The following is a 25988-nucleotide window of genomic DNA, read 5'->3' on the forward strand; positions in this document are numbered from 1 at the left end:
CTCTCCTTTATATCAACCGCTCTTCACCAAGACGTTTGGCGGTAGAATTTGCAATTAGAATAAGGACTATGCTTACAACCGTTTTGAAAATGCCTGCCGCAGTTGCCAGCGAATAATTGCCTAAAGCAATACCGTACTTAAGAACGAAAATATCAATCGTTTGCGACCAGTCGACGATCAACCCGTTACCGAGCAGGTATTGAATCTCAAAGCCTGCATCTAGGATGTGCCCCACGTTCATGATTAATAGAATAATAAAAGTCGACTTGATCCCGGGCAGTGTGACGTACAGGATCTTCTGGTAACGATTTGCACCGTCGATCCCGGCAGACTCATACAGCGATGGATCAATCGAAGTGATTGCTGCAAGGTAAATGATGGTATTCCATCCCACCTCTTTCCACACATTAGACAAGCCCACAATCCCCCAAAAATACTTCCCTTCGCTAAGCCACATCACAGGCTCCTTGATGATGTGCAACTTCATCAACAGTTGATTAACGATACCATCATCAATCGATAGCGAAGTCGCTACGATACCCGCAGCAATAATCCACGACAGAAAGTGAGGCAGATATGATATTGTTTGGATAGACCGCTTCCAAAAACGAACTTTGATCTCATTCAGCATTAGAGCTAGTAGGATGGCTGTTGCAAAACCTAAAACCAAATTGATTATACTCATAGCAAGCGTGTTGCGAAGCACCGTCAAAAACGTATCATCTTGAAACAGAAATTTAAAATTCTTCAGCCCCACCCACTGCTGTTTGGAAAATTTTAAAGCCGGGCGATAATTTTGGAACGCCATCAACCAGCCCCAAATCGGTACATAATTGAAGATCAAAATATATATCAGGATGGGAAAAGACATCATAATTAACTGCTTCTGGTTCTTTATCGTCTTCCAACTTAAACCGACGCCAATTTCCGGATCAATTTTTTGCTTTTCCTTTGATTTCTTGGGCAGTATGGTCACGGCCATCGACATTTCCTCCTAGGAAGTAAAGCGGAGAAGACCTGAGTCTCCCCCACTCCACTGCATGTTCTATCCCTTTATTTACTACTCCAGTTCTTAATACGCCAGTTGATTTGATCATTGATACGATCTTCGTAGGCTTTAAAGTTACTTTTGGAAATTTGATCCACATACTCCTTCCATACACCTTCAAAGTCATCCGGTTTGGCCAAAATAGCTCTCGGCAAATATTTTACAGCAAGGTCGGTCATCTTCGTATTGGCCACTTTAGCCGGCGAACCATCAATCAGATCAATGCTCCAGGCTGGATAGTATACGGGATTCTCAGCTGGTGTTTTGAAAAACTCAGCCCATGTCTTATGGTTATACGCTTTCAATACTTCTTGATCCTGCGGCTTCAAGCTGTCATAGAATTCCTGCGGCTGTGTTCCTGGATCAGTTGCATTCCCGTCACTATAGGTCCCTTGCATTTTAGGCGAATTAGCAAAGAACGCTTCCGCTTTATTTGCAAGCTTCCATGTATTATCGTCCGCTTTAGCGCGTTGTTCGGGGGTACGATAGAACTTACCATCCTTCACCATATAATCCTCGCCTTGAATCCCCCATTGGAGTGTCTTCTGCCAATCCTCTGTCATTAGGGAATCCAAAAATTTAATGATTTGTACAGGATCCTTGGCTTTTGTTGAAATCCCGTATCCGCGATTGATGTTCAAAACTGGACGGTCACGGTAGTACTCTTTGGCGCCTGGGTATAAGAGCGGGAACCCGACGTAGGTACTGCCAATTTTATTTTGTGAAATCAACGAGCGTTCGCCATCTCCGAAATTCCAGTGTTGGTCAAACATCCCAATGACACGTCCGCTAGCAATTTTCGCCAAGTACTGGTCGTAGTTCTGCACCAGAGCTTCTCTATCCATCAAGCCTTGCGCATTGATCTCATTCAGCTTCTTGTAATATGTCTTGGCGATGTCCTTGTCTGCAAAGATTTGTGCTTTCTCATTCTCGACGATAACTCCGCCGTCATTTGGGTGACCAGCTAAATGCTCTGGCGGATTAAGCAGCGGGAAGTTTCTCCAATCAAAGTTCAGCGTCTCGAAGCCGATCATATCGGGGTGCTTTGCTTTATATTTCGCAATGATATCGAAATACTCGTCCAATGTTTTAGGCGATGGATAGCCCATTTCCTTCAGTACATCCTTTTGCAAATAAAAGCCTGGTCCTTCATACGCGGTTTCGTTAAATTGACCGCTGAACACATTGTAATTTGGAAGAGCATAAATGTGACCGCTGGCAGGATCCTTCATTTGATTCCACACGCTTGCATAGTGCTTCTTCAAATTCGGAGCGTACTTGTCAATCAAATCCTCGAGGGGTACAAAAGCACCCGCTGCAATTAATTTGTCGTTTCCTGTCATAATATCTGCATAATCGCCACCGGCAATCATGACGCCCAGCTTCTGCTGCAGGTCACCAACCAGAAACTCCATTTTCAAGCTAACACCTGTCTTATCTTTAATCATCTTATAAATCTTGTTGTCAGGAGTCGGCTGTTGATACGGGCTGTCAATGAACAAGGACAATGTGACTGGCTTAATTGCATTGCTCTGCGTTGCCGCAGGCGTTGTCTGGCTTCCGCTAGGCGAAGAGGTGCTATTTACCGCATCCTTCGAGTCGGCGCAGCCTGTCAGCGTTAATCCTAGAGCCAGAACAGGTACCATAGTTGCTAAAACAGGACGTTTTATTTTCTTAACCATTTTTCTAATCCTCCCTTATTGTCTCCATGAAGATGCAGGTTTGTATAGGTCAGTCATTTATTTGCTTACATTATTTATTATACGCATCAAGAATGCGCTTACAATTCACAGAGTAAAGATATTACCCCTACGAATTACAGTCATGTAACCATTTTCTCGGCATAGCTTAGGGTCATTATCCAGCCATCCAAAGCAGCAATGTACTCGCATGTAAAGATTTGAAAACGCTTACATATCATTAGATAATCCGGCTGCATGCCGGACTACCTCCCCATATTGTTATTTTTGTTACAGTCTGCTCCATCCGTGGACCAAGATGGCCCAAGAAATTTACGGTATGGACACCTCGATGTTATAAACTCCTCCAACAACCGTCTCGAAGATGACGACCCCATCCTTCTGCAAAACATCGATCGGTGCTCCGTTAGCCGTTACCGTTACTTGGATGCTGCTACGCACCTTGCAGAAAGCTCCAGCTTTACCAGAAACAACCCGAGCGGATTTCAGCGTTCCTTCCGCCCACTCCATGTCGACCGAGAAGCCGCCTCTGGCGCGAAGACCCGTCACCTTCCCCGAATGCCAAGCCTGTGGTAGCGCAGGCAAAAGATGGATCTCGCCTGCATGGCTCTGAAGAAGCATTTCAGCGATCGCAGCCGCACCGCCAAAATTTCCATCGATCTGGAATGGCGGATGATTGTCAAAAAAGTTTGGTAGCGTCGAATGTGTGAGAAGCGCATTAAGATTGTTCATCGCTTCCTCGCCTTTCCTAAGCCTAGCCCAGAAATTAATGATCCACGCTCGACTCCATCCGGTATGGCCTCCGCCGCTTGCCAAACGCCGCTCCAGCGTGCACAGTGCAGCTGCCGCCAGTTCGGGCGTGCCGTCGGGCGTGATCTGGCTACCCGGATGCAAGGCAAATAAATGGGAGATGTGGCGATGACCCGGCTCCGCCTCTTCGTAATCTTCATACCATTCCTGAAGTTGGCCGTACCTTCCAATTTTCGGCTGGGGAAGCTTCATCAGTACTCGTTGTAACTCAGGTCCTAGTGTCTCACTTTTCTGGATGCCGAGTATCAGCTCTGTCTCTAGCACTGCTGTGAACAGCTCACGAATGATCTGCGTGTCCATCGATGGTCCGGCACATAGTACGCCAGATTCTCCATTTGGAAGGATATATGTATTCTCTGGTGACACAGATGGGCAGGTAACCAGCTCACCGCCAGGAGTTTCCACTACGTAATCAATTAAGAACAACGCAGCTTCCCGCATGGTGTCGTATGCTTTGCTGAGAAATTCCACATCCATTGTAAATTGGTAATGCTCCCATAGATGCAGCGAGAGCCAGGCAGCTCCCATCGGCCAATACGTGGAGGGTAGCCATGTATCCTGTGGAGCAGTATCGGCCCAGATATCGGTATTATGGTGAGCAGTGAACCCCCTGCAGCCGTACATAACGGACGCCGTATGCCGACCAGGTTCGCGCATCCGTTCCAGCAACTCAAAAAGAGGTTCGTGGCATTCGGAAAGCGCGCACGATTCCGCCGGCCAGTAATTCATCTGCGCATTGATGTTGATCGTATATTTACTGTCCCACGGCGGAAGGAAGTGCTCGTTCCAGATGCCTTGCAAATTGGCGGGCAGCGAGCCAGGTCGGCTGGAGGAGATGAGCAAATATCGGCCGAACTGAAAATAAAGCGCAAAAAGGGCCGGATCGGACTCTCCACCGCTAAGCCTGTCCATGCGATCTGATAGACTCTTACGTCCGACTTCCAAGTCTTCCGTCAACGACAACGACACTCGTCCGAATAATTCGCAATAGTCGTCTAGGTGTCTCCGATAGAGCGCTTGATAACCCAGATTGGCGGCACTCTCCGCTTTCTCCCTCGCTTCTGCCAAAGGATCAAGGAACCGGAATGTCGTTGCAGCCGACAGAACAAGTGTCACGCTATTTGCGTTCTCCACGACCAGGTGCTCGCCAACCGCTTTCACCGTGCCGCCATCAGCTGAAGCTCTCAGCACTGCACCGTACTGGCTGCCTCCCTCACCGCCACAATTACCACTCATCCAGATTACGTTGTTTCCCTCACGTCCGGCATGGTCGGCGTATCGCCAACGCCCACGTTCCAAGCGTGAAGTGAAACCGATTTCACCAGACCGGTTTGCTGTAAGCCTCAGGATGATTGCCTGATCAACGTAACTAGCAAAAATCTCGCGCTTAAATGAAACGCCGCCCTGACTGAAGGTGACGGTAACAGTGCCACTTTCCAAATCTAGCGTACGCTCGTAATTGTCCGGTTCACCCTCTGGAAGAGAGAAGTCAAGTAAAAGATGTCCTAGAGGCATATAATGCCTTTGCGATTCCGGCAACCCGGATAACGCCAAGACCGCGAGCTTCTCGGCTTCCTTCAACTTGCCTTCAAATATTAAACGACGGATTTCCGGAAGATTTGCTTTTGCATCCGGATTATTACGGTCACGTGATCCACCGTACCAGACGGAATCTTCATTTAATTGCAATCGTTCCTGTTGCGTCTGTCCATACACCATCGCTCCTAGCCTGCCGTTGCCGATTGGCAGTGCCTCATTCCATTTCGTTGCCGGACTCTTAAATAATAGCTTAAGATCTGTCAACTGCTTCCCCTCCATCGGTAGATTCAGTCACTCCAGCCTCACGATATGCTCCTGGAGTGATGCCCGTGTATTTTTTGAAAACTTTCGTAAAGTAATGCTTGTTCTCAAACCCAACCCTCTTACCAATTACGTTTACTGGAAGATGCCAGCAAGCTTTCAGCAATTTCTGCGCTTCACGGATTCGCAAAGTGTTGAGATGATTCACAAAGTTATCGCCAGTTTCCTTCTTGAACAATCTGCTGATATAGTGCGGATGAAGATTCATCAAATCTGCAAGATGCTCTAACGACAGGTCCTGCATGTAATGCCCCTCCATGTAAAGAAGGATTCGCTTGGCGTGAACCGTGTAATCCGATTCCGAATCGGGAGGAAGATCCTCGGCAATCCTCGCCAGTAAATTCGCAATTTCTTCTTTGTCAATCGGTTTCAATAAGTAATCCACAACGCCCACGCGAAGCGCTCTGCGCACATAATCAAAATCCTCATATCCCGTCAATATAATAAATTGATCACACAATCCGCCTTCTCGAGCTTCCTCAATTAACTCAAATCCGTTTCTCTCCGGCATATTGAGATCCGTAACCGTGACATCCGGCAGATAGGCCTGCATAACCACAAGTGCTTCAGAGACGTTATTTGCCACACGAACTTCCGTACCAGGCGGTGCCGCTTCATCAACAATCTTCATAAGGCCCTTCAGAATCAGTGGCTCGTCATCGACAATCAGTATTTTCATCTTTTACTCGCCATCCCTTTTATCGATAATGATGGTTAGGCATGTACCCTTTCCCTGTTCGCTTGTAAGTTCCAGCCGTGAAGCGCCGCCATAGAAAGATTTAATACGCTCGCTGACGTTATAAAGCCCTAGCCCTCCTCTCTCTCCCTCACTCAATGGCTTCGTCTCCGTTTCTCGATACAATTTACTTTGAATGGTGTGCAATTTCTCTGGTGGGATGCCTGCCCCGTTGTCCATCATGTAGATCCGAGTTTCATCCGCAGTTTCTTCTGCTAGAACCTGAATATGAACAGGCCGAATCACAGTGGACGCGCCGTGAACAATACTATTCTCAATAAGAGGCTGAAGAATGAATCTCGGACAAGCAATTTTATCTGCATTCACATTAACATTAATTTCGTAGGTCAGCCTGTCAAGAAGCCGCATTTTATGAATGTTGAGGTAGAGGCTTACCGTCTCAATCTCCTTCGCAAGCACCGTCTCTTCCTTTTGAGAAGACAAGCTGTAGCGCATCAGTTTCCCGAACCAGAACGAGATGTTCGCTACCTCCTTGTTGTTGGCGATTTCGGCTAGCATCCGGATCGTTTCCAGCGTGTTATACAAGAAATGCGGCTTGATCTGCGCCTGAAGTACTTGATAGGCCGCTTCTTTATTTCTTAATTCAGCGCGATGGACGTTATTAATAAGCTCATCCATTCGGTGGATCATGTTATTGTAGGTGTCGATGAGAAATCCTATTTCGTCTTGATTGCCAGGGCGGTTGACGATCAACTTCATATTATCGTCTCCAAGATTGCGCATATGTCTTGCAAGCCGAAGGATTCGCTTTGTAATCGTTGATGCAAGCAGATAGTAAGCAAAGGACAAGGCAGCCAGAAAGCCGAATATGGTTAAGATCAGCACAACTTCCTTTTCCTTTACAGCACGAAACACATCTTCTACTTTCCCCATAATGGCGATTCGTACCCCAAGTTCCTTGATATCCAGTTGATTCACGATCGTTTGCCTGGTGATAACGTAAGATTTGCTTTCATTCGCTTCTAGCAGTTTTAGTGTTTTATCATCAAGCCTGGATGCAACTTCTCCATTGACCAAGGGCTTGCCGCTCTCCGATAGTAAAAAGGACTTCCAGTTCCCTTCAACTCCTGCAGCTTTATAGAACTTATCGATCAGATTGCTGTTGACACGTATCTCTAGAAGTCCAAGTTTCTCGGTTATATTATTATTATAAATATTCTGATAATAGATTAGCTGTGGTTCCTGATCTTGTGGCTTGAGCAGTATCCATTTTCCATAACCCGGTTTTAACGAAAGCGAAATCTCATTAGCTTCTCCCCCTTGCAGGGATGTGTCGATAAACCGATCGGTGATTGTGAGCACCTTTTCCTTTATCTTATAAATTCTCAGCGACTCTATCTCCGGATTGGAAAAAAAAGATTGTGTGAATATCGGATTGATATACCGCGTGTAAGTAAAGATGCTCTCGGCATCCGATTCATATACGCCATCCAAATAATCAGTCACATATGGGTTGTACTGTAGGAGACGATGAATGGATTGTATGCGTGTTAGATCGGCTTTCATATTTGCATAGGCTTGTTCAAGTATCTTTTGCCGGCTTTCAACGAATTGCTTCGTCAGATTTCCATAAATTTGACTGTAGTAGTAGTAACCAAAAACGATAACCGGAATAAAAATCAGTACGATGTAACCAACAATAATTTTGCGTACTATGCTCATGATCACAGATACCTCTTGCTTTCGGAATTTCCTTATAACCATATCATGAGCAACCAAAATCCGGTAGAGGCATATTTGCCCCTACCGGTTACCGTTTGCTTACTTGAACAAATCTTTCCTTTTTTGGTAGGTCTCATTAGCCCAATCAACGAGTTTTTGTAGTCCGAGCTGCTCTGCATTCTTGACCATATTCTCGTAGTTGGCCATTGCTTCCTCTTCGGACTTGGCAAGATACACCTTGACCTTCTCGTTTTTGATCATTTCATCAATCTTGGTCCTCATCGTCCTCTCTTTAGAGTCAGGCCCCGCCTGGATCAGGCCAAGCTCAGGCTTATACTTGGTAATATTCTTGATTTCCATGAGCGTTTGCGTCGTCATCGTACCCGGTACGTAACTCCACTGCCCTTCCGTAATCGCATCGTTATATAGGTACCACCATTTAATCCCGTTGCTTTCGACGAATTGGGCGTCATTCGGATCATACTTCAAATTCGGATAACCCTCTTGGTTCCAAGTCCAATGCTCGTTCTCGATTCCAAACATCGTAAGCTTTTTACCTTCGTCGCTTGCCAAGTATTGCAGAAATTTAATCGACTTCTCAGGATTTTTATTTTTCTTCGTAATGAATGTACCTGCGAAGCCAACGCCTCCACTGACGACTTTCGTATCGTTCGAAAGAGAGGTCGGCAGCATCTTGAATGTGAATGCGCCCCCTTCGCGTTTGACTGCGGCATTGTCGCTGTCGGCGACACTCACTGTATACATGTGGGCAAAAGCTTTGCCGCTTGTCGCGTACTGATCGTCGATCTTATCATTGGCGTGAGCAAAGTTCTCCGCCATAATATAGCCATTTCGATATAGCTTGTTCATAAACTTGAAATATTCTTTCATTTTCGGATGGCGAATGAAAAAGTCTACTTTGCCTCCTTGTTCGAACCAGGGGCTGCCAAAGGTCGCATCCACGCCAAATTGCATCAGAAAGTATTGCTCAATCCATTCCTTGTCCATAATTAACGGTACCATGTCTGGATACTTATTCTTAACCATGCCGAGCACGTTGACGAAATCATCCAGCGTCTTAATGGGCGGGTTCCCGAGTTGCTTCAAGATATCCTCACGTACGGCAATGCCCGGATTGCCGTTGTTGCCCAGTGCGTATTTATTTGCCGCCCATTCTTCCTGAGTTGCGAAAGAATTGCGGATCGTGTAAAAGTTGCCGTCATCCATCGTATGGATTGCAATACGGGTCTTATCAATTTTAAAATCAGGCGCATACTTTTGGATCAGCTCATTCCAGGGATAGGACAGTTTAGAGTCAGACAACCGGCTAACATTTCCATACGTAAACACTAAGTCCGGTAAATCTCCCGATGCAATCATCAATGGCAATTGCTTGTCGTCTGTCGCTACTGTCACCTTCAACTTTACGCCCGTCTTCTCGGTGATTTTGTCTGCAATTGGACCTTTCCATTCCTTGACAGGGTACCATGGCGCATCGATAAACAGTGTTAGCTCCTCCGCCGCATTCCCTGCAGGAGACTTGCTGTTTTTTTCGGCTCCCTGGTTTGTATTCGAACCACTGTTACTGTCCATACTGCATGCGGACAATAGCATCAACACGAGTACAAGCGCCAGTGTCGTTACAAATACTTTGTAACCTTTTGTTCTTTTCAAGACGACCCCTCCAATGTTGTTGTTAGTATATTAAAGCAAATGCTTTACTATCGTGCAAGCGATTTCAACCTTTGACAGAACCAAGCATGATGCCTTGAACGAAATACTTCTGCAGGAAAGGATATATGAATACGATAGGCGCTATCGAGACGACCATCGCCGTCACCTGAAGTGAGAAGCTCGTAACTCCCGACGAGGATCCGTTCGCTACTGCGAGTGCGTCCATAGGGGAATTGAATTTATTGATGATTTCCATCATGCGGTATGTAAGTGTACGCAAGCTCTCCGATTGTACAAAGTAAGCCGAATCCAGCCATGAGTTCCATTGACCGACACCCATAAACAAGGCCATCGTCGCGACGAGCGGCATCGAAACCGGCAGGACAATTCGGAAAAAAACAACAAGTTCGCTCGCGCCATCCATATGAGCGGATTCCTTCAGCTCGCCAGGTATTTCACGGAAGAATGAGATAGCAATTAGCAGGAAGAATGTACTAAGCATGGACGGGAAGATATATACACCGAACGTATTCAGTAAACCAATCGAGCGTAGCACTACGTAGTACGGAATGAGGCCGCCGGAGAAATACATCGCGAAAATAATAACTGTGAAGTAAAATTTACTAAATAACAGATTCCGATGTGAAAGTCCATAAGCGACCAGACTTGTAAATAGAACGCCGAGCATCGTGCCCAGCACAGTTCGAGATATCGTAACCAGAAAAGCGCGAAACCAGTTGGGATCTGACAAGAATGTTTTGTAATTTTCTAAAGTAACACTTCGGGGCCACAAGTATACGCCTCCGAGAAGCGAATCTGATCCCCTGTTGAACGATACGATTACAACGTAGTAGAACGGATATAACATGGCAAGCATGATGATGAATAGAACCACGTATATCATGCTGTCAAGGAGTATGTCCTTCTGTTTTTGGTTATGTAGCACGACCGCTCCTCCTTTCACTAGAATAGACTTGAATCCGACTTTCGCTTGGCGATGTAATTGCTGGAAAAGATCAACACAACCGAGATGACGGACTGGATCAGGTCGATGGCTGCTGCGTATGAGAAACGACCGTCCCGCAGGCCGACCTTAAATGCATAGGTCTGCACAATCTCCGAGGTTGGATTGTTGATGGTGTTCCCAAGAAGATATGCCTGCTCGAAGTTAGAACCGACGAGACCACCGCCTAGAATACTGCCAATTGTGAGAATAAGGACAACAATGATCGTTCCCTTCATGCCTGGAATCGTGATGTGGCGGATCCGTGCCAGCCTCCCGGCACCGTCGATTTGCGCCGCTTCGTATAGAGCTGGATTGATGCCCGTGATAGCCGCCAAGAAGATGATTGTCCACCAGCCCATCTCCTTCCACATAGCGCTTCCGACCGCGAGTCCCCAAAAGTAGTTCGCATTGGTCAAAATATCAAGCTGTTTGTCGATGAGACCAAGTCCCAGAAGCGCCTTATTCACAAGTCCAACGTCTGTTGATAGGAAGAAGAAGGCGAGACTGACGACGACAACCCAAGAAATGAAATGAGGCAGGTAGCTGACGGTTTGCACGAATCGTTTGAAAGCCATGTGTTTCACTTCGTTAAGCATAATCGCAAAAATGATTGGTGCGGGGAAGGTGAAGATTACCTTCAGCAAGCTCAACATGAGCGTATTACGAACGATGGTACCAAATTGATAATCATTTACGAATTCATCGAAATATTTTAAACCGACCCATTCGCTGGTGAATATGCCCCTAATACCGGTTGAGATGCTGTAGTCCTTAAACGCCATGATGATTCCGAACATAGGTGTGTAGGAAAAAATCAGTAAGAAAATCATCCCTAGCCCAACGAATAAATGAAGCATTTTTTGCTGTTTAAACCGCTTCCATAAAAGCGCTTTCTCACCTGTTTTAACTGCAGGTCTTGCTAGCTGCGTATCTAGTTCCATGTTCGTTCCTCCCTTACTCCCATACTACATCCCTGCAGCACTCACCGGTAAGCCAAAATTTTCGAGAAAGCGTTGTCAATTTTTGATCTGATCTTCTCAGTTATATAACGGACATTGGGGGGGAAATGGTAACATGGCCAAACTTTAGAATATCTTGGCCATGCTATTGATGTCGGCGTTAAACCGGATTAGCCGACATCGTCTTGCCTGATTGTGATTGGCTCACCATGGTAAGAGATCGTGCATTGACCGGCTTCGCCGACAATCTCCACATGGATTTTTCGCTCGGCTGGCATGCCGTAGTATGTACCTTTCCGCTTTCCAATCAAAAGAGCTCGAGCAGCCTCGCACCATTGGATCTCAATCGTGGCATAAGCTCCTTCCTCGTAACCATAGCTGTCTCCCTCATCCTCATATAAGGTGAATATAACATCCTTGCCGGGATAAACCTTCAAACGAATATCCCCTTCCGGATGTTCGTCAGCATACTGGATTTCCGTTCCCAGCGGAACGATGGATCCTGCGCGGACATAGAGTGGCATCGTCTCTAAGTCGGCTTTGGATTCTATTGTCCTTCCGCCCTCCGTACGCTCATCCGTCCAATAATCGTACCAAATGCCGACCGGAAGGTAGACACTGCGGTACTTGCTTACGCCGTGAAGCTTGCGGGATTCCGGACCGTAATACATCGCTGTTGTGACTGGGCAAACAAGAAATGCTGGTCCAAACATGAATTGATCGTCTACGTTATGCGCTTGCACATCTTCCCGGAAGTCAAATGCCAGTGCCCGGAACATGGTATAACTCCTATGAGCAATAGCTCCTGCCAGAGAATAAATGTACGGCACTAGCTTGTATCGAAGCTTTAAAAATTTGACCAAGGTATCGTATATCGGCTCGCCAGGCTCGCCGAATCTCCAAATTTCCCTAGGCGTATCTGTCCCATGGGAACGGAACATCGGAAGAAATGCGCCGAGCTGAAACCAGCGGACATACAACTCACGATAGCCCATATCATCAACACCGCCGTCATAATCCCCGCCCCAGAACCAAAGATTCTTCTTGTTGTGAACAAAAAACGCTCCAATATCGAATGTCCAGTAAGGTGATCCTGTAACACAAAAATTAAGACCATCCGCTATCTGCTTTCTAAGCGTCTCCCAGTTGGCTGCTATATCTCCCGACCAGGTTATCGTGCCGTACCGATGTTGTCCAGCATAAGCCGAACGCGTCAGATTCACCACCCGTTTACTGGCGGTCAAAGCTCGTTGGCCTTCATATATTCCCTTGGAGTGCAGAAGTGAATATGCATTAATATATTCGGGATCGAGATAAAGCTTGGCTTCGGCCGTGTTGATCAGCATTCGCTGCTCAGGCTCCGGCTTTACCGATCCCTTCCAATCCGCTTCGAATGGTTCGGTACAGTCGCACCACCAAGCGTCTACTCCATGGCTGAATAATCCGGCATTGACTTGTTTCCAGTACAGTTTGCGAGCTTCTTCATTGAAAGCGTCGTAAGTAGCCTGATTACCAAGCAAGAATCCTTGCTCGTCCATCTCTCGATGATTATCACCTCCCTCTCTCATGATCGGCCAAATGGACACCATCAGTCTGGCGTTCATTTGACGAAGCTGCTTCATCATTCCGGAAGGGTCAGGGAATCTCTCTGGATCAAGTGTCTTTTGTCCCCAAAGCTGACCAGGCCATGATTGCCAGTCCAGAACAATACAATCGAGAGGAAGGGCACGTTTGCGATACTCCTGTACGGTTTCAATTAATTCCTGTTGGGATACGTACCGTTCTTTTGATTGTACATAGCCAAAAGCCCATTTTGGTAACATTGGCGCCTCACCCGTCAAATAGCGTATACCAGCTACAATCTGGTCAAATTCGGGACCGTATATGAAATAATAGTCCATTTCGTCGTCGACATCGGTCCAGATGTAAGATCCAAACGCGTCATCATGAAAACTCATGTAAGAATAACTGTCCACCAGCACGCCATAACCTCGAGTCGATAAAAAAGCGGGTACGACTGCTTTCATGTTTTGCTGGTACAAATACTGGTGCTTTCCGCGCAGATTCATCATGCCTTCTTCGTGCGAGCCAAGACCATATAACGCTTCGTCCGGCTGCCATTCGAACTCAAGCTTCGTATGATACGCCTGCCTATCTAGGCCTCGACGCCCACTATTCGCTCTCACTCGAAGACCGTCAGCGCCTTGAGCAGTCTCCAACGGGGCTGACTCGTCGAAAACAGTGCTGTAAACATCAGTGCGTTCGAGTGTTTTGCCTCCTCTGGCGGGCTCTTTCGCCAACAGTCTCTGGTCCTTATCTAGGTAGCTGAACGCACAACTTTGTTTATCTACCCTAATCGTGAGCAAATCTGTTGACAATTCCAGATATTCGGGATGGTCGTCAATCGTCCACCTGACTTCTAGGCTCTCCGGACGATCAACAACCATCAGACTCCGTTTACCGCTGAATGTCGATTCCAGGGTATACCGAATTCTGGCGATACTAGGCGTGTAGAAAGCGATATGCATAGTGCCACTAGAAGTTCTTAGGGCAAGGCCACCCGGTTCGATTTCAAAATGGGATAATTTCAACATGAACACGATCCTTCCTTATCTTGATTTTGTTATAATCATATTACGCTATTAACATGATTTTCTAGCATATTATAGCTAACTTCGAAAACAATATTACGATTTCAGGAGGACACTATGTTTGAACATCGATACCGCGAAGGCAAGCCGCACGGCGTACCCGACTTTCCATTCCATATTTACAAAGTAGTTCATCCGCCCGGTGTTCATACTATCCTCCCCATTCATTGGCATAACGAGATGGAAATTATCTATCTGGACAGAGGAAGTGCCGCGTTCAAAATCGAGAATCGTGAGTACACCGTTCGGGAAGGGGAAGCGCTCATCGTCCATCCGGGAGAACTCCACTCGGGATTCAACGATCAACGTGACGGAATTTGCTACTTTTCCATCGTTTTCAAATTTTCTTGGCTTTCCTCACACCCATCAGATCGGATTGAAGAGCTGTTTTTGGCACCGATTATCAAAGGGAATATGCGACTTCCGACTTTATTGTCTGTGAAGAGTGGGACGCAGCTCGAATTGCTTAACCATGTAAGACAGATCCTGCTGCAATACGAGCACCAATTACCTGCATATGAGATGAGCCTGAAAGGCATCATGCTCCTGCTTGTTGCGGATATCTACCGGTTTAGTTTATTGGAGCACCACAGGGTTCCAGACAAGCACCCGGTCCGAGAGTCCAATCGGCAAATCAAAAAAGTATTGGCGTATATGGAAGAGCACTCTCGCGACAAGCTCGATTTAGATCAACTGGCAGCAGTAATGTCCCTCAGCCGATCTCACTTTTGCACATTTTTTAAATCACAGACCGGCCTGAGGCCGATGGAGTATTTAAACTATCTCCGGGTTAATAATGCCGCGAAGCTGCTTCGCAGTGGTACCTGCAATATTCTGGAAGCATCGCTGGATTCCGGGTTTCAGCATGCCAGTTATTTCGCCAAATGGTTCAAATATTATATGAAAATGACGCCTTCCGAATATAAGGCTCATTATTCCTCAGACATTTAGACAAATGCAATTAAGTTTTATTGATCCTCCATGATTCCCAATTGAGCGGCGTTTGAAGCACTTAAATCGATTTCATCAACTCAGCACAATTTGCACACTTTTCAGGGGGGCTTGTCGTTGGCTCGCGAAACTATCAAAGTTATTACATTTTACCTATTGGTCATGTTAGCAAGTTAAGACGGCACAAAGATGAGGACCGGAACCCCAAAGGAGTCCCGGCCCTCATCTATCCAACCTCACTCAGTCGGCCGCACCGCAGTTCTTTGAAAGGGAATGATCATTCCGATTCGAAACGAAAAAATTATCGTAAAAAATTCAGAGACATCTCTAAAATGTTTTTATCTAGTGTTTTTCGATCCGTGACCCGGCAGTAGTGCTGGTTATTCCATTCGTGACATTGACAAGGTATTGTGAGAGAACACGCAAATCGGGATTACCTTTAATTTCGCCTATGTCGAGTTTCGTTATTCCGCAGAATGCGTCAACCTTTTTCTAATAAGCATACAAACGAACATAAAAGGGATATAGGCATAAATAAAATAAAATCCGACGGGCGAGTACAAATTAGAAGCCCATTCAATACTTCTTTGGTCCTTAATCAAATAATTTATCGTCACGATTGCAATGAGAAATACAATCAGGCTGTTTCGTTGCCCAATGTGAAAAGCGGTTTTCAGTCCTCGGCAAGCCACCCATAAGTAGATGCAAATCCCGGCAATCATTTTTATAAACCATAAGGATATGAAAAAGTATTCGAGTCTCTGGAGCAGAGGTACTTCAAAAATACTGAGCATATCCATTGTTGGCCATATGGAATGGCGCAGCTGATCTTCGCTGAAAAACATAATTGCTATGGTTAAAACCATCAAATATATCATTGTAATTAAGATCATCATACTATGAGCCCATTTTTGCGACTTTGCCGGTGTCTTTATAAACGGAAAAAATATGAGAAGCGTCTCAAGACCTAAATATTCAAACACCATGCTTTTAGAAGAGAGAAAAATATCGGTCGCAGAATGGTTTAGCAGTGGCAGCAAGTTTAACGGATGCAAAGACGGCAATGACAGTACAATCTGCGGAATAATCGAAGCAAAGGAAATAAGCGTCGCCCAAAAGCTGATTCCTGTAACCGACCGGAACCCGCCGAACAATGTATAGTAGATTATCAAAGCGATGCTGATACTCATGGGCAAAATGTTCATTACTGGAAACATGTTGACTTGAATCAGGCCAAGATACATTTTAAATTTCAGAAATGCTCCGTACACAAAATAAAGGACCACTGCTGAGTTGAGTATATTCCCGAAAACGTTTCCGAAAAGCGTTTTGTTCAGCGTGATAATTTCTTGACCGTCAGAGGTAGAGGATAACATTTTATACATCATCCATAAGATGATATGCATGCTAATCCCCGTCAAAATCACGGATATCCAAGCGTTATATCCGGCATTCACAATTAATTTCCTCTGAAAATTCAGTATTCCAACTCCCACAATGCTGACATACAATAGAACGCTGACAAAGTAAGGAGACACCATATATTTTTCGCTTATTTCGCTTCTCACTTCACATGCCGCCTCCTAAACATTGAATTGCTGCTTCACTAACTGGAACCTGTCTGAACAATCTTAACTTTAGCGCTCACTGTTGTTTCCAATTCACCATAGTGTTCTTGAAACTCTCGAGCATTCCATTTATTCGATCTGCTTCTTATTAGATCGCCAAAGCCTACCGGATCCACGTTGTTTTTTTTGCAAAACGATACAAGCTTTTGAATTTCTTTCTCAAAATAGGCCTCCATACTTTTCTCAAGTGATGGAATTTGATCCTTTGATGTAAGATCCATCCATGGTGGGACATCTCTAACCAGTGCGTCCAATTCCAAATGAATGGCAACGGATGCCGGAGGTCCGATACTAATCACCTTAAATTTTGACTTGGAACCGATACTGTACATAAGGAAGGAGTCCTCTTGCTTTTGGTTCGATTCTTTTATAGGAATTGTGATGCTTCCAAACTTAGAGTTTCCTAGCAGCATTTTCAGCAGCAATGCATCCCTTATACTGATGGTTGTTTTGAATTTGTCCCCTTCGAACAATGCAATTCCATTGATTTTTACTTCTCTGTCTTCTTCTGTGATATACGGTAAAAAGAGATCCCTTCCTTTGCCGTAAAGATTAAAATTCACAACATGAAGGTTCGTCAAAGGCAAATTCCCTTTCTTATAGTTTTGCTCAATCATATCGGATAAAAAATACGGATCGCTTTTGTTTTGGGGTATGTTCAATATGTTCAAAGCGTCTCGATCGGCAACGCCGAATTGCATACGGCGAGATATTTTGGGATTGCGGATCAGACTATCGATTGTTGCTTTGATTCCTTTACGCGCGAACGTTTCTCCGAATAACGCCAATCTCAGCTGTCCATATTCAAGTGGAAAATCAAGCTTCGTTTTTAGCCTTGGGATACTATCAAACATGTTATCCGAATTCGTTACGTAAAACTCTAATTTTTTTGCCCCTTGTTCTTCGTAATTGGCGATAATGGCAGCGCTTTGTACTCCATTTTGGATGATATCATAACCAACCGTTTGAACAAGCTTAATATCATTCACTATATATTGATTTCCGCATGCGGTCATCAATGCACTAAGAACGATCAGTATAAATGTTGGAAATGTTGTTTTCATTAACTCCATATTCCCACTTTCTTCATCATTCATCATCGTCAAAACCATGTTTCCTTCTAACCGGCTTTGGTTTGTACTTTATTAAAGAAAGCGGCCTTAAGAACCGCATCCTAAAATTAATATATTGATACGACGGACGTATAAAACTGTCTCTCAGGTCGTGGACTCGAAGAGGATAGATAGGGACCATATATGGAGTGCCTAATGAAGTCAACCGGGAAATATGGACGATCAGTAAAGTAATCCCCATAAACAAGCCTATTCCACCCCATATGGAAGTCATTGCGATCATGGGGAAACGTAAAAACCGTATCGCATTCGACATCTTATAAATCGGCGTGGCAAACGAGGCCAATGCCGAAAAGGCGACGATGATGACGAGGATATTGCTTGTCAAGCCAGCTTGGACGGTAGCTTGCCCAATGATAATACCTCCTACGATACCTAAGGTTTGACCGATTTTTGACGGCAATCTGGCGCCGGCCTCACGGAGAAACTCGATGGTTATCTCCAAGAAAAGCACTTCGATAAAAGGGGGGAAGGGGACATTCCTTCTGGAATAAATGAGTGGTTCCAATAAATCCCTTGGGATGACCTCGTAATGGAAAGTGGTTATAGCGATATAAAATGATGTTGCGATTAACGAAAAAATAACCCCGAAAATACGAATCATCCTGAAAAAGGAAGCTAGGATCCAAGGTAAATAATAATCTTCCGGGGAAATGAAAAAGTCAAACAATGTCGAGGGGCCTGTAACAAAATATGGTGACCCGTCGCTAACAATCGCAACTTGCCCGCTGATCAGAGCATACACGACCCGGTCCCGGCGTTCCGTTGTTAAAAAGAGTGGAAAGGGCGTGGACGAGTTGTCCGAAATGAATTGATCCAGAATGGAGGAATCCCAGATCACGTCATAGTCAATTTGCTTCAGCCTCTGCTCCGTGGTTTGGATGATTTGCGGATTTGTCACCCCGTCGATGTAGATAACGGAAACTCTTGTTTTAGATGTTGAGCCTATGGTTAATTCTTTTACAATCAAGTTGGGGATGTTGATCTGAGCTCTTAGCAAACGTATGTTCGTATCAATGTCTTCGACGAACCCTACCTTGGGTCCAACAACACTGAACTCGTTTTCCGTATTGTTATCTTTTCGCAGACCTTCTTTACTCGCAACATTCACCAGCACGAACTTCCGATCGTGTCCCTCAAGCTCAACAATCGCATGTCCTTTGAATAGCTTGGCTTGAATGTCCTCAACATTATCGGTTATCTCTATGTCATCTGTCGGGAGCCATTCTTTTAGATCCTCAATCTGGTTGAGCTCGGAGAGCATGGTATGGTTTTGCAATGGAATAATTACATTGAACTGCAGCAACTTATCGTCGATTAATGATTTGAAATAGGAGATGCTAACTTGTTGACCGGAAGTACAAATTTGAGAGGTTTTAAAGTCGCTTGATTGTCTGGATAAATTTATTAATTGGTCTATGTCCTGAAAGTCCGTTTTCATCGTATTCATCCGATTTCCAACCCGTATTTAACATTTGATAAAGATATATTTACCAAATTTCCTATAATTATTCTTGCTTGTGAAAGATACAGATCAACAGTCTGAAAAAAACCGGGCGATCCAACAACTTCTTCGAATTTATTCCCCTTTTACTATTAATGGAGTTAATTCCTCATAACACTATTTCCTAGTTACTCACTTTTTTACATATCCTTATATTGTTGTCATTCAGACGCGAAATTGTTTACAACGTCCAAAGGAGCTTCTGTCTTCACAGAAATATACAAAAAGACTTTGGGAATCCCCCCAAGCCTTTTTTATATTTATACATTATATTGCGGTCCCCCCCAACGGTGGCATGTGTCTCATGAAAACTAGTAACACCTTCTTAAACGTTCCGGATGAAGGTCGATAGTAATATAATCACCATCATTAGCGTCTACAATTGTGTACCATTCATTAGAAATGTCATCTATTATTTCCTCACCAAGTATTTCTAGATTCGTAGACCTGAATTCTAAGGGAGATATAATCTTATACGAAAAATCAGAACCATTATTGAAAAGCAGCATTCCAACACATTCTTCATTAAATTCCTTGGCAAATTATGTGATGGACTAGTTTTTGGCAATCCGCAAGGAGGAAAGATTTCAGATTTCACAGTCAGAGCAGGCCCTAGACGAGAAAAGATGCATCTTAGAATGTATCGACTGTCGCCTTTGGCTTCGCTCATACATTCTAAGATGCATCCAATTCATTATCAATCGTCTAGCTTATCATTTTGCAACAAGATATGAGGCTACCTCAGCCAACCGTGAAGCATAACCCCATTCGTTGTCGTACCAAGTAGCGACAGACAATAGTTCACCTTGTACTTGGGTTAAAGGCAAGTCAATAATCGAAGAATGGGGATCAGCTACGATACGGGACGAGGCCCATTCCCCTTCCAAAACATCAAGAACGCCCTTTAATTCGCCTTCTCTTGCAGCTTCTCGAAACATATCGTTAATCTCTTGAACGGTGCATCGTTTTTCCGTTATCAAATTAAGTTCTGCGATGCTCCCGGTACGGGTCGGAATCCGGTAGGCTTTGCCTGTGATTTGCAGGTCATTCCAAATGAATTTCAGAGCTTTGGCTGCACCTGAGGATGACGGAATGATATTCTCAGCAGCTGCCCATGAATCCCGGCGGTCCTTCATCGGCTGATCCGTCAACGATTGCGTGTTCGTATATGAGTGTACCGTGGAGAATAATCCGTATTGAATGCCAAAGTTTTCTTTGACCAATTTGACTACCGGTGCAAGCGCATTGGTCGTGCAACTCGCCATGCTAATGATTTTATGCTTTTCCGGATCGAAGCTTTCTAAGTTAATTCCTTTGAGAAGTACTGCGTCGCAATCTTCTAAGGTTTTGCTCGGGCCGCTGACAAGCACCCTTTTGGCGCCTCGCTCCAAGTGCAGTTCAGCTACTGAACGCGTAACGGCTCGCCCAGTACAATCAATGACCAATTCAACGCCTAACTCACCCCAATTTGGCAATTCAGAGGCCGAATTCAAATAACGAATCTCCCGGTCGCCGATTACGATTGCGCCTTCTTGAGCAGATACTTTCTCATGCCAACGCTTGTAATTTGTATCCACTTCAAAAAGTGCGGCAAGCGTAGCTTCGTCTTTAATATCCGAGATGGAAAAGGGGACAAACAAATTTTGTTGCAAAGCCGCTCGAAGGAGCTGTCTTCCGATACGTCCAAATCCAAAAAGCGCAATTTTACCCATAATAGCCTCCAAATATATATTAGATTAGTTATCCTTGCTACTCATTAAGTTGTTGTACCTGATTAATCCATTGCAAAAATGATTGAACATAACGCTGCAAATATTTGCGAGTCGTATCATCCGTGAGCTTACGAGTATTTGAATCAATCTTGTCCGTGATTTGAGAAATATACATTTTTTGGGCAGGCATCACATAGGACTGGGTGGCATCCAACGTTTGCCTGATTTGCTGCTGCGAAAGAATCGTCCCTTTTGCGCCAGGTGTTGCGCCTATCACACCTACAGGCTTATGAATTAAGACGGCTGTTTTGGTAGGTGTCGATGCCCAGTCCAGTGCATTTTTCAATACTCCCGGTATACCTGAGTTGTACTCCGGGCTAACTATAAGAATGCCATCCGTCTTCTGAATCGCCTCGCGATAATGCTTAACCGGACCTGGCCCTTCTCCATGATCCAAATCCGCGTTATAGAGGGGAAGATTAGCAATCGATATGTTTTCATATTCCGCGGAATCTACAAGTTCTGGAATCGAATTCGCAATCATTTGATTAAACGAGTTTTCCCTCAAACTTCCTACAATAATCCCTATTCTTCTTGACATCAGCCAACCTCCGGAATTCATTCTCATATAATCATACAATACTTTCCATATTATGTGTGGGATAACTTTAGTTTAGGTGCCACAGCTATATAACCAGTCTGGTTGCCAATCACAAAACTGTCTTAATTTACTTATTCTTAAATTTAAGATATATAACAAAAATTATTGATCATTAGCTGCTTTTTTATCAATAAGCTTTTTAGGCGTAATATCGTTCCCTAATTCATCCATAACAGACACGTTCAGAAGCGTTGTTAATAGTTGCCCGCGTAAAATCTGTAAATACTGCGTCCGAAGCGCTGCTTGTTCCGCTTCCTCAGTATCAGATAGACCTGAACTGCGCTCAATTCTGCTCAGTTCATTAATACGGTTCAAAATTGGAATCATTCCCATTACCTCCTTGAAATCGTCTAGATAATATCTTAAAATCATTTATCTTAATATAAAGATATTAGATATTAAGATAATTGTCAATAGCTTGTTTTCAATTAATTTGAATTCCCATTCAGTGATATATTTCCCCGTTTAGTGTTTACCATCCCATTTATCGAATCTACAACTTCCCCTGTTGTATCCAAGACCAAATTCGGTAAGACCCGATAAGTGCAATTAACAACAATAAAATAAGGGTAACAAGCCATATACCAAATCGATTGATATCGTTGAGCTCTTCTAAATTCGCAAACACAAACACAGAGAGTCCCAAGACTGTGGTGACATCCGCGTGCGATCATAAAGAGCTCTGTTCTTAACTCAATAAGATCGCAATTAACAAGATTCCCACTACTTTTAAATTCAAGTTCTACCTTATCACTGATTTCTGCAGCTTTCTCAAACGAACCCCAATATTTATAAGCTAAAAACGATGATGCTAAATAAAATATCTCGCTCCATGATGAATGTGGTTGTGGGAGATCATCAATACATAAAAGCTCAATTAGCTGTATTTTCTTCTCCATTTAACTTTAACCTCCGTCATACGTCACATGAGTTTATCGGTCGGGTCCTGTTATTGTTGTAATCATTAGAAAGGCAACACAAACGCTCCCAGTTAGCGCAACGTTCTCCGTTTAACGAAAAGAGAACGCAGATTCTTGAAGTTCTTTTTGATAATCATTTATTTCCCCTGACGGGGATTCGGTAAAACTAGATACCTTCCATACACCACCTTCTTTAAATCAAGCCCATGGACAGGCTGACAAAAATAAGAATATGAGCAAATTTAATGAGCAAATTTTCAAGAAACCCTTTTCGCTATCTACCTGAATATCCATTTTTATTATAGAAATTGTACATTTCTGCTCGTTAAGGATACTTTCGCAGCCTACTGATGAACTTAAATCGAATGATTTCTGGTTGCCGGGCGTGGCGCGGCACGCCTTCTATGCTGCGAATTACCCCGCAGTACCCGATTTCTTTCATAAATATCCTATCTGTGAGCGCTGCCTTTCGGTAAAATGGACATGATAACTACTACCCAAACAGTTAGAACCAGGAGGAACATTCAAGATGAACGATCAATTCGAGCAGCTTTTTGATTCGGCTCAGGCACAACAGCTACTGGACCAGATGTACGGCAGCGAAGAACGAGAGCGACAGATCGACAGGTACCGGAGATGTATGGAAGGATACAGTGCGCAATATGGAAATACAGAGTCGTTGAAATACTTCAGTGCTCCGGGACGCACAGAGATAGGCGGCAATCATACGGACCATAACAATGGAAAGGTGCTTGCGGCTAGTATTCAGTTAGATACGATTGCGGCTGCAGCAGCCGTGGACACCGGAGTTATTTCCGTAATTTCCGAAGGGTACCCAGGCATGTCAGTCATCAATCTAGATGATCTAGAACCTCAGTCAGGCGAGGGTGGGACGGCTGCTTTGATCCGCGGTATTGCACACGGTTTCCAGCAGCACGGGTACCGAATCGGCGGATTCAATGCTAACGTCAGCAGTAACGTGCTTCCGGCGTCAGGACTCAGCTCTTCTGCATCTTTCGAAGTTCTGATCTGCCAGATTCTAAGTACTTTTTATAACAACGAAGAGATGGATGCGGTCATGATGTCGCGCATTGGCAAGTATGCCGAAAATCTTTATTGGAACAAGCCATCAGGAATGCTAGACCAGATGGCCTGCTCGCACGGCGGTATGATCACTATCGACTTTAAGGAGCCGGCAGAGCCTCAGATCGAGCGTATTCCAGGTACCTTTGAAGCAGCAGGTTACAGCCTTGTCATCGTCAGCACCGGAGGTAACCATGCTGACCTGACGAAGGATTATGCATCAATTCCGAACGAGATGCGGGCGGTGGCACAAGCCTTCGGTGTAGAGGTATGTCGCGATTTGACGGCAGAGATGATCTACGGCCGGCTCGCGGAACTCCGCGAAACTACCGGAGATCGAGCGGTGCTGCGGGCCCTCCATTACCTGGATGAAAATGACCGCGTCGGGCGGCAGGTAGAGGCAATTAAGGCGGGCGAGTGGCAGAACGTGCTGAAGTATATTACCGCTTCAGGTAATTCCTCGTGGAAATGGCTGCAGAACATCTACCAAGAATCGGTGTCACGTGAACAGGGGATTGCGCTCACACTCGCCATTACCGAACGTTTCATCGACCGGATAGGCGACGGTGCCTGCAGAGTACACGGCGGCGGATTCGCCGGCGTCATTCTCGCCGTTCTGCCACATGCGGCGGTAGCGGAATACCGGGAACTAATCGCGCGTACGGCTGGCACGGAACTGTTCAAGATCCGCGTACGCGAAATCGGAGCGGTCTGCTTGAATACGCTCTTGTAGGTTCGATGGTTTAATCGTCAATTGTATGCTTCCCTTATACTGAAGGTTATTTATAATTCGCCTGTCTATCTTAAGGGGAGCATACCAGCGGCAAACTGCTCCTCCTGATCGCTCAACTATCGTCTCCCGTTAAGCTTAATCCCGATACCTAAGTAAAAAAACAAACCGGCACTCCATCGGAGTCCCGGTGCTTGCATCTACCTATCCAACCTCACTCAACCGCCCATCCCGAAAATGCACAACCCGCTTCGCCTGCTGCGCAATCGCCAGATCATGCGTAATCAAAACGATCGTCCTACCCTGCTCATTCAAACTCTTAAAATCTCCAAAATCTCCACACCCGTCTTCGAATCCAGCGCACCTGTCGGCTCATCCGCCAGAATAATCGCTGGATCACCCGCCAACGTCCGGGCAATCGCAACCCGCTGCTGCTGCCCGCCGGACAGCTCCGAAGGCAGATGCCGTCTTCGCTCCACTAAGTCAACCGCTTCCAATGCCTGCATAACAAGCGGCTCCCTTTCACGCCTACTCATCCCTCGGTAAATGAGCGGCAGCTCTACATTCTCATATGCACTAAGCCTCGGAAGCAAATTAAAGCTCTGAAAAACAAACCCGATTTTCCGATTCCGAATCTCAGCCAACTGAGCATCCTTCAGTTGATTAATGGCTTTCCCATCGAGCACATAATCTCCATGATCTGCAATATCCAAGCAGCCAATGATATTCATCAGCGTCGATTTCCCCGACCCCGAAGGGCCCATAATCGCCACGAACTCGCCATGATCGATTTCCAGGGAAATATCATCCAAAGCCTGAATCGTTTCCCCGCCCATCACATAGTTCTTACTCACATGTTCGATCTGGATTAAGCTCATTCCCTTCGCCTCCATTACTTGATCCCAAATAAATGAAGTATGCGATTTATCAACCTAACCGACCTTACCGCTTCGCTTTATAAAACTCATGATACAGCTTCATCAGCGCCCGCTTCTCAATTCGCGACACATAGGAGCGACTAATCCCCAGTTCCTTCGCAATCTCTCGCTGCGTGCGCTCTTCCCCGCCAAGCTCCAACCCAAACCGTCCGACGACGACTTCTTTCTCGCGGTCATCCAGTATCTCTAAATTCCGATATATTTTGCTCTTCTCTATCTTGAGCTGAACCTTATCTACGACATCGTCGGCCTCCGTGCCTAGGATGTCAATCAAAGTAATTTCATTCCCCTCTTTGTCCGTTCCGATGGGATCATGCAAGGACACATCCTTGCGTGTTTTCTTTAGCGAGCGCAGATGCATCAGTATTTCGTTTTCGATACAGCGAGCCGCGAAAGTCGCGAGCTTCGTGCCCTTATTCGGCGAGAACGACTCGATCGCCTTAATTAATCCAATCGTCCCGATCGAGATTAAATCCTCGAGATCTTCCCCAGTATTGTCGAATTTTTTGACATTGTGGACACGAAGCAACGTAAATTCAAATAACACACTGCAGCCGATGCTTAAACACTGCACAGAATTTAATGTTTCAGCCTGATTTGA

Annotated in this window: 19 protein-coding genes and 1 pseudogene; 2 read left to right on the forward strand and 18 right to left on the reverse strand. The window is 45.1% G+C overall.

Features of this window, described 5'->3' with window-relative positions:
- Positions 1-7 precede the first annotated feature (7 nt).
- The 9 genes from J2Z65_RS26240 to J2Z65_RS26280 form a co-directional block, all read right to left on the reverse strand.
- Positions 8-982 carry an ABC transporter permease gene (locus J2Z65_RS26240; RefSeq protein ID WP_167052161.1) on the reverse strand — a complete coding sequence of 325 codons (975 nt, stop codon included), beginning with the start codon at positions 980-982 and terminating at the stop codon, positions 8-10.
- 71 nt (positions 983-1053) lie between these two features.
- Positions 1054-2730, reverse strand: a complete 1677-nt coding sequence (locus J2Z65_RS26245; protein ID WP_167052163.1) for a type 2 periplasmic-binding domain-containing protein — start codon at positions 2728-2730, stop codon at positions 1054-1056.
- Positions 2731-3060: 330 nt separating this feature from the next.
- Complete coding sequence (locus J2Z65_RS26250) at positions 3061-5376, reverse strand: glycoside hydrolase family 95 protein (protein WP_167052165.1); 2316 nt, start codon at positions 5374-5376, stop codon at positions 3061-3063.
- Entirely contained in the window at positions 5348-6097 is a 750-nt protein-coding gene (locus J2Z65_RS26255) for a response regulator transcription factor (RefSeq protein ID WP_167052167.1), read from the reverse strand. The genes J2Z65_RS26250 and J2Z65_RS26255 overlap by 29 nt, the downstream gene beginning before the upstream one ends.
- Positions 6098-6100: 3 nt before the next feature.
- Positions 6101-7837 carry a sensor histidine kinase gene (locus tag J2Z65_RS26260; protein WP_240159450.1) on the reverse strand — a complete coding sequence of 579 codons (1737 nt, stop codon included), beginning with the start codon at positions 7835-7837 and terminating at the stop codon, positions 6101-6103.
- 99 nt (positions 7838-7936) lie between these two features.
- Positions 7937-9511: an extracellular solute-binding protein gene (locus tag J2Z65_RS26265; protein WP_167052169.1), complete on the reverse strand. Its 1575-nt coding sequence runs from the start codon at positions 9509-9511 to the stop codon at positions 7937-7939.
- A gap of 64 nt (positions 9512-9575) precedes the next feature.
- Positions 9576-10415 (reverse strand): carbohydrate ABC transporter permease, encoded by an 840-nt coding sequence (locus J2Z65_RS26270; RefSeq protein WP_167052354.1) that lies wholly within the window; start codon positions 10413-10415, stop codon positions 9576-9578.
- A gap of 59 nt (positions 10416-10474) precedes the next feature.
- A complete protein-coding gene (locus J2Z65_RS26275) occupies positions 10475-11458 on the reverse strand; it encodes an ABC transporter permease (RefSeq protein WP_167052171.1) in 984 nt (327 codons plus the stop codon).
- 188 nt (positions 11459-11646) lie between these two features.
- The gene (locus J2Z65_RS26280; RefSeq protein ID WP_167052173.1) at positions 11647-14070 is read right to left on the reverse strand and encodes a glycoside hydrolase family 31 protein; all 2424 of its coding nucleotides are present in this window, start codon (positions 14068-14070) and stop codon (positions 11647-11649) included.
- 114 nt (positions 14071-14184) lie between these two features.
- Between J2Z65_RS26280 and J2Z65_RS26285 the strand changes: the two genes are divergently transcribed.
- The gene (locus tag J2Z65_RS26285; RefSeq protein ID WP_167052175.1) at positions 14185-15078 is read left to right on the forward strand and encodes a helix-turn-helix transcriptional regulator; all 894 of its coding nucleotides are present in this window, start codon (positions 14185-14187) and stop codon (positions 15076-15078) included.
- Positions 15079-15542: 464 nt separating this feature from the next.
- On the opposite strand, the gene J2Z65_RS26290 is transcribed toward J2Z65_RS26285, so the two are convergent.
- The 7 genes from J2Z65_RS26290 to J2Z65_RS26320 form a co-directional block, all read right to left on the reverse strand.
- Positions 15543-16646 carry a GerAB/ArcD/ProY family transporter gene (locus J2Z65_RS26290; protein WP_167052177.1) on the reverse strand — a complete coding sequence of 368 codons (1104 nt, stop codon included), beginning with the start codon at positions 16644-16646 and terminating at the stop codon, positions 15543-15545.
- 38 nt (positions 16647-16684) lie between these two features.
- Positions 16685-17806: a Ger(x)C family spore germination protein gene (locus J2Z65_RS26295; protein WP_240159458.1), complete on the reverse strand. Its 1122-nt coding sequence runs from the start codon at positions 17804-17806 to the stop codon at positions 16685-16687.
- Complete coding sequence (locus J2Z65_RS26300; protein WP_167052181.1) at positions 17796-19289, reverse strand: spore germination protein; 1494 nt, start codon at positions 19287-19289, stop codon at positions 17796-17798. The genes J2Z65_RS26295 and J2Z65_RS26300 overlap by 11 nt, the downstream gene beginning before the upstream one ends.
- A 767-nt stretch (positions 19290-20056) precedes the next feature.
- Positions 20057-21055: a type I glyceraldehyde-3-phosphate dehydrogenase gene (locus J2Z65_RS26305; RefSeq protein WP_167052183.1), complete on the reverse strand. Its 999-nt coding sequence runs from the start codon at positions 21053-21055 to the stop codon at positions 20057-20059.
- A 37-nt stretch (positions 21056-21092) separates the two neighbouring features.
- Positions 21093-21656 (reverse strand): NADPH-dependent FMN reductase, encoded by a 564-nt coding sequence (locus J2Z65_RS26310; RefSeq protein ID WP_167052185.1) that lies wholly within the window; start codon positions 21654-21656, stop codon positions 21093-21095.
- Between the two features lie 162 nt (positions 21657-21818).
- Positions 21819-22043, reverse strand: coding sequence for a DUF896 domain-containing protein (locus J2Z65_RS26315; protein WP_193580747.1), 225 nt, complete (start codon positions 22041-22043; stop codon positions 21819-21821).
- Positions 22044-22144: 101 nt separating this feature from the next.
- Positions 22145-22615, reverse strand: a complete 471-nt coding sequence (locus tag J2Z65_RS26320) for a hypothetical protein (protein WP_167052189.1) — start codon at positions 22613-22615, stop codon at positions 22145-22147.
- 550 nt (positions 22616-23165) lie between these two features.
- On the opposite strand from J2Z65_RS26320, the gene J2Z65_RS26325 reads away from it, so the two are divergent.
- On the forward strand, positions 23166-24452 hold the full coding sequence (locus tag J2Z65_RS26325; protein WP_167052191.1) for a galactokinase: 1287 nt from the start codon (positions 23166-23168) through the stop codon (positions 24450-24452).
- A 201-nt stretch (positions 24453-24653) separates the two neighbouring features.
- Here J2Z65_RS26325 and J2Z65_RS26330 read toward each other — a convergent pair.
- Both J2Z65_RS26330 and sigK read right to left on the reverse strand, forming a co-directional pair.
- Positions 24654-25327, reverse strand: a pseudogene (locus J2Z65_RS26330) (ABC transporter ATP-binding protein).
- Positions 25328-25391: 64 nt separating this feature from the next.
- Positions 25392-25961, reverse strand: a complete 570-nt coding sequence (gene sigK / locus J2Z65_RS26335; protein WP_425326211.1) for an RNA polymerase sporulation sigma factor SigK — start codon at positions 25959-25961, stop codon at positions 25392-25394.
- Between the last annotated feature and the right edge of the window lie 27 nt (positions 25962-25988).

The sequence above is a fragment of the Paenibacillus aceris genome, assembly GCF_017874035.1.
Lineage (GTDB): Bacteria > Bacillota > Bacilli > Paenibacillales > NBRC-103111 > Paenibacillus_E > Paenibacillus_E aceris.

What these genes read in the sequence shown, in the direction of transcription:
- J2Z65_RS26240 (WP_167052161.1), bottom strand. Translation starts at nt 982, where the DNA reads ATGGCCGTGACCATACTGCCCAAGAAATCAAAGGAAAAGCAAAAAATT.
- J2Z65_RS26245 (WP_167052163.1), bottom strand. Translation starts at nt 2,730, where the DNA reads ATGGTTAAGAAAATAAAACGTCCTGTTTTAGCAACTATGGTACCTGTT.
- J2Z65_RS26250 (WP_167052165.1), bottom strand. Translation starts at nt 5,376, where the DNA reads ATGGAGGGGAAGCAGTTGACAGATCTTAAGCTATTATTTAAGAGTCCG.
- J2Z65_RS26255 (WP_167052167.1), bottom strand. Translation starts at nt 6,097, where the DNA reads ATGAAAATACTGATTGTCGATGACGAGCCACTGATTCTGAAGGGCCTT.
- J2Z65_RS26260 (WP_240159450.1), bottom strand. Translation starts at nt 7,837, where the DNA reads ATGAGCATAGTACGCAAAATTATTGTTGGTTACATCGTACTGATTTTT.
- J2Z65_RS26270 (WP_167052354.1), bottom strand. Translation starts at nt 10,415, where the DNA reads ATGATATACGTGGTTCTATTCATCATCATGCTTGCCATGTTATATCCG.
- J2Z65_RS26275 (WP_167052171.1), bottom strand. Translation starts at nt 11,458, where the DNA reads ATGGAACTAGATACGCAGCTAGCAAGACCTGCAGTTAAAACAGGTGAG.
- J2Z65_RS26280 (WP_167052173.1), bottom strand. Translation starts at nt 14,070, where the DNA reads ATGTTGAAATTATCCCATTTTGAAATCGAACCGGGTGGCCTTGCCCTA.
- J2Z65_RS26285 (WP_167052175.1), top strand. Translation starts at nt 14,185, where the DNA reads ATGTTTGAACATCGATACCGCGAAGGCAAGCCGCACGGCGTACCCGAC.
- J2Z65_RS26295 (WP_240159458.1), bottom strand. Translation starts at nt 17,806, where the DNA reads ATGATGAATGATGAAGAAAGTGGGAATATGGAGTTAATGAAAACAACA.
- J2Z65_RS26300 (WP_167052181.1), bottom strand. Translation starts at nt 19,289, where the DNA reads ATGAATACGATGAAAACGGACTTTCAGGACATAGACCAATTAATAAAT.
- J2Z65_RS26305 (WP_167052183.1), bottom strand. Translation starts at nt 21,055, where the DNA reads ATGGGTAAAATTGCGCTTTTTGGATTTGGACGTATCGGAAGACAGCTC.
- J2Z65_RS26310 (WP_167052185.1), bottom strand. Translation starts at nt 21,656, where the DNA reads ATGTCAAGAAGAATAGGGATTATTGTAGGAAGTTTGAGGGAAAACTCG.
- J2Z65_RS26315 (WP_193580747.1), bottom strand. Translation starts at nt 22,043, where the DNA reads ATGATTCCAATTTTGAACCGTATTAATGAACTGAGCAGAATTGAGCGC.
- J2Z65_RS26320 (WP_167052189.1), bottom strand. Translation starts at nt 22,615, where the DNA reads ATGGAGAAGAAAATACAGCTAATTGAGCTTTTATGTATTGATGATCTC.
- J2Z65_RS26325 (WP_167052191.1), top strand. Translation starts at nt 23,166, where the DNA reads ATGAACGATCAATTCGAGCAGCTTTTTGATTCGGCTCAGGCACAACAG.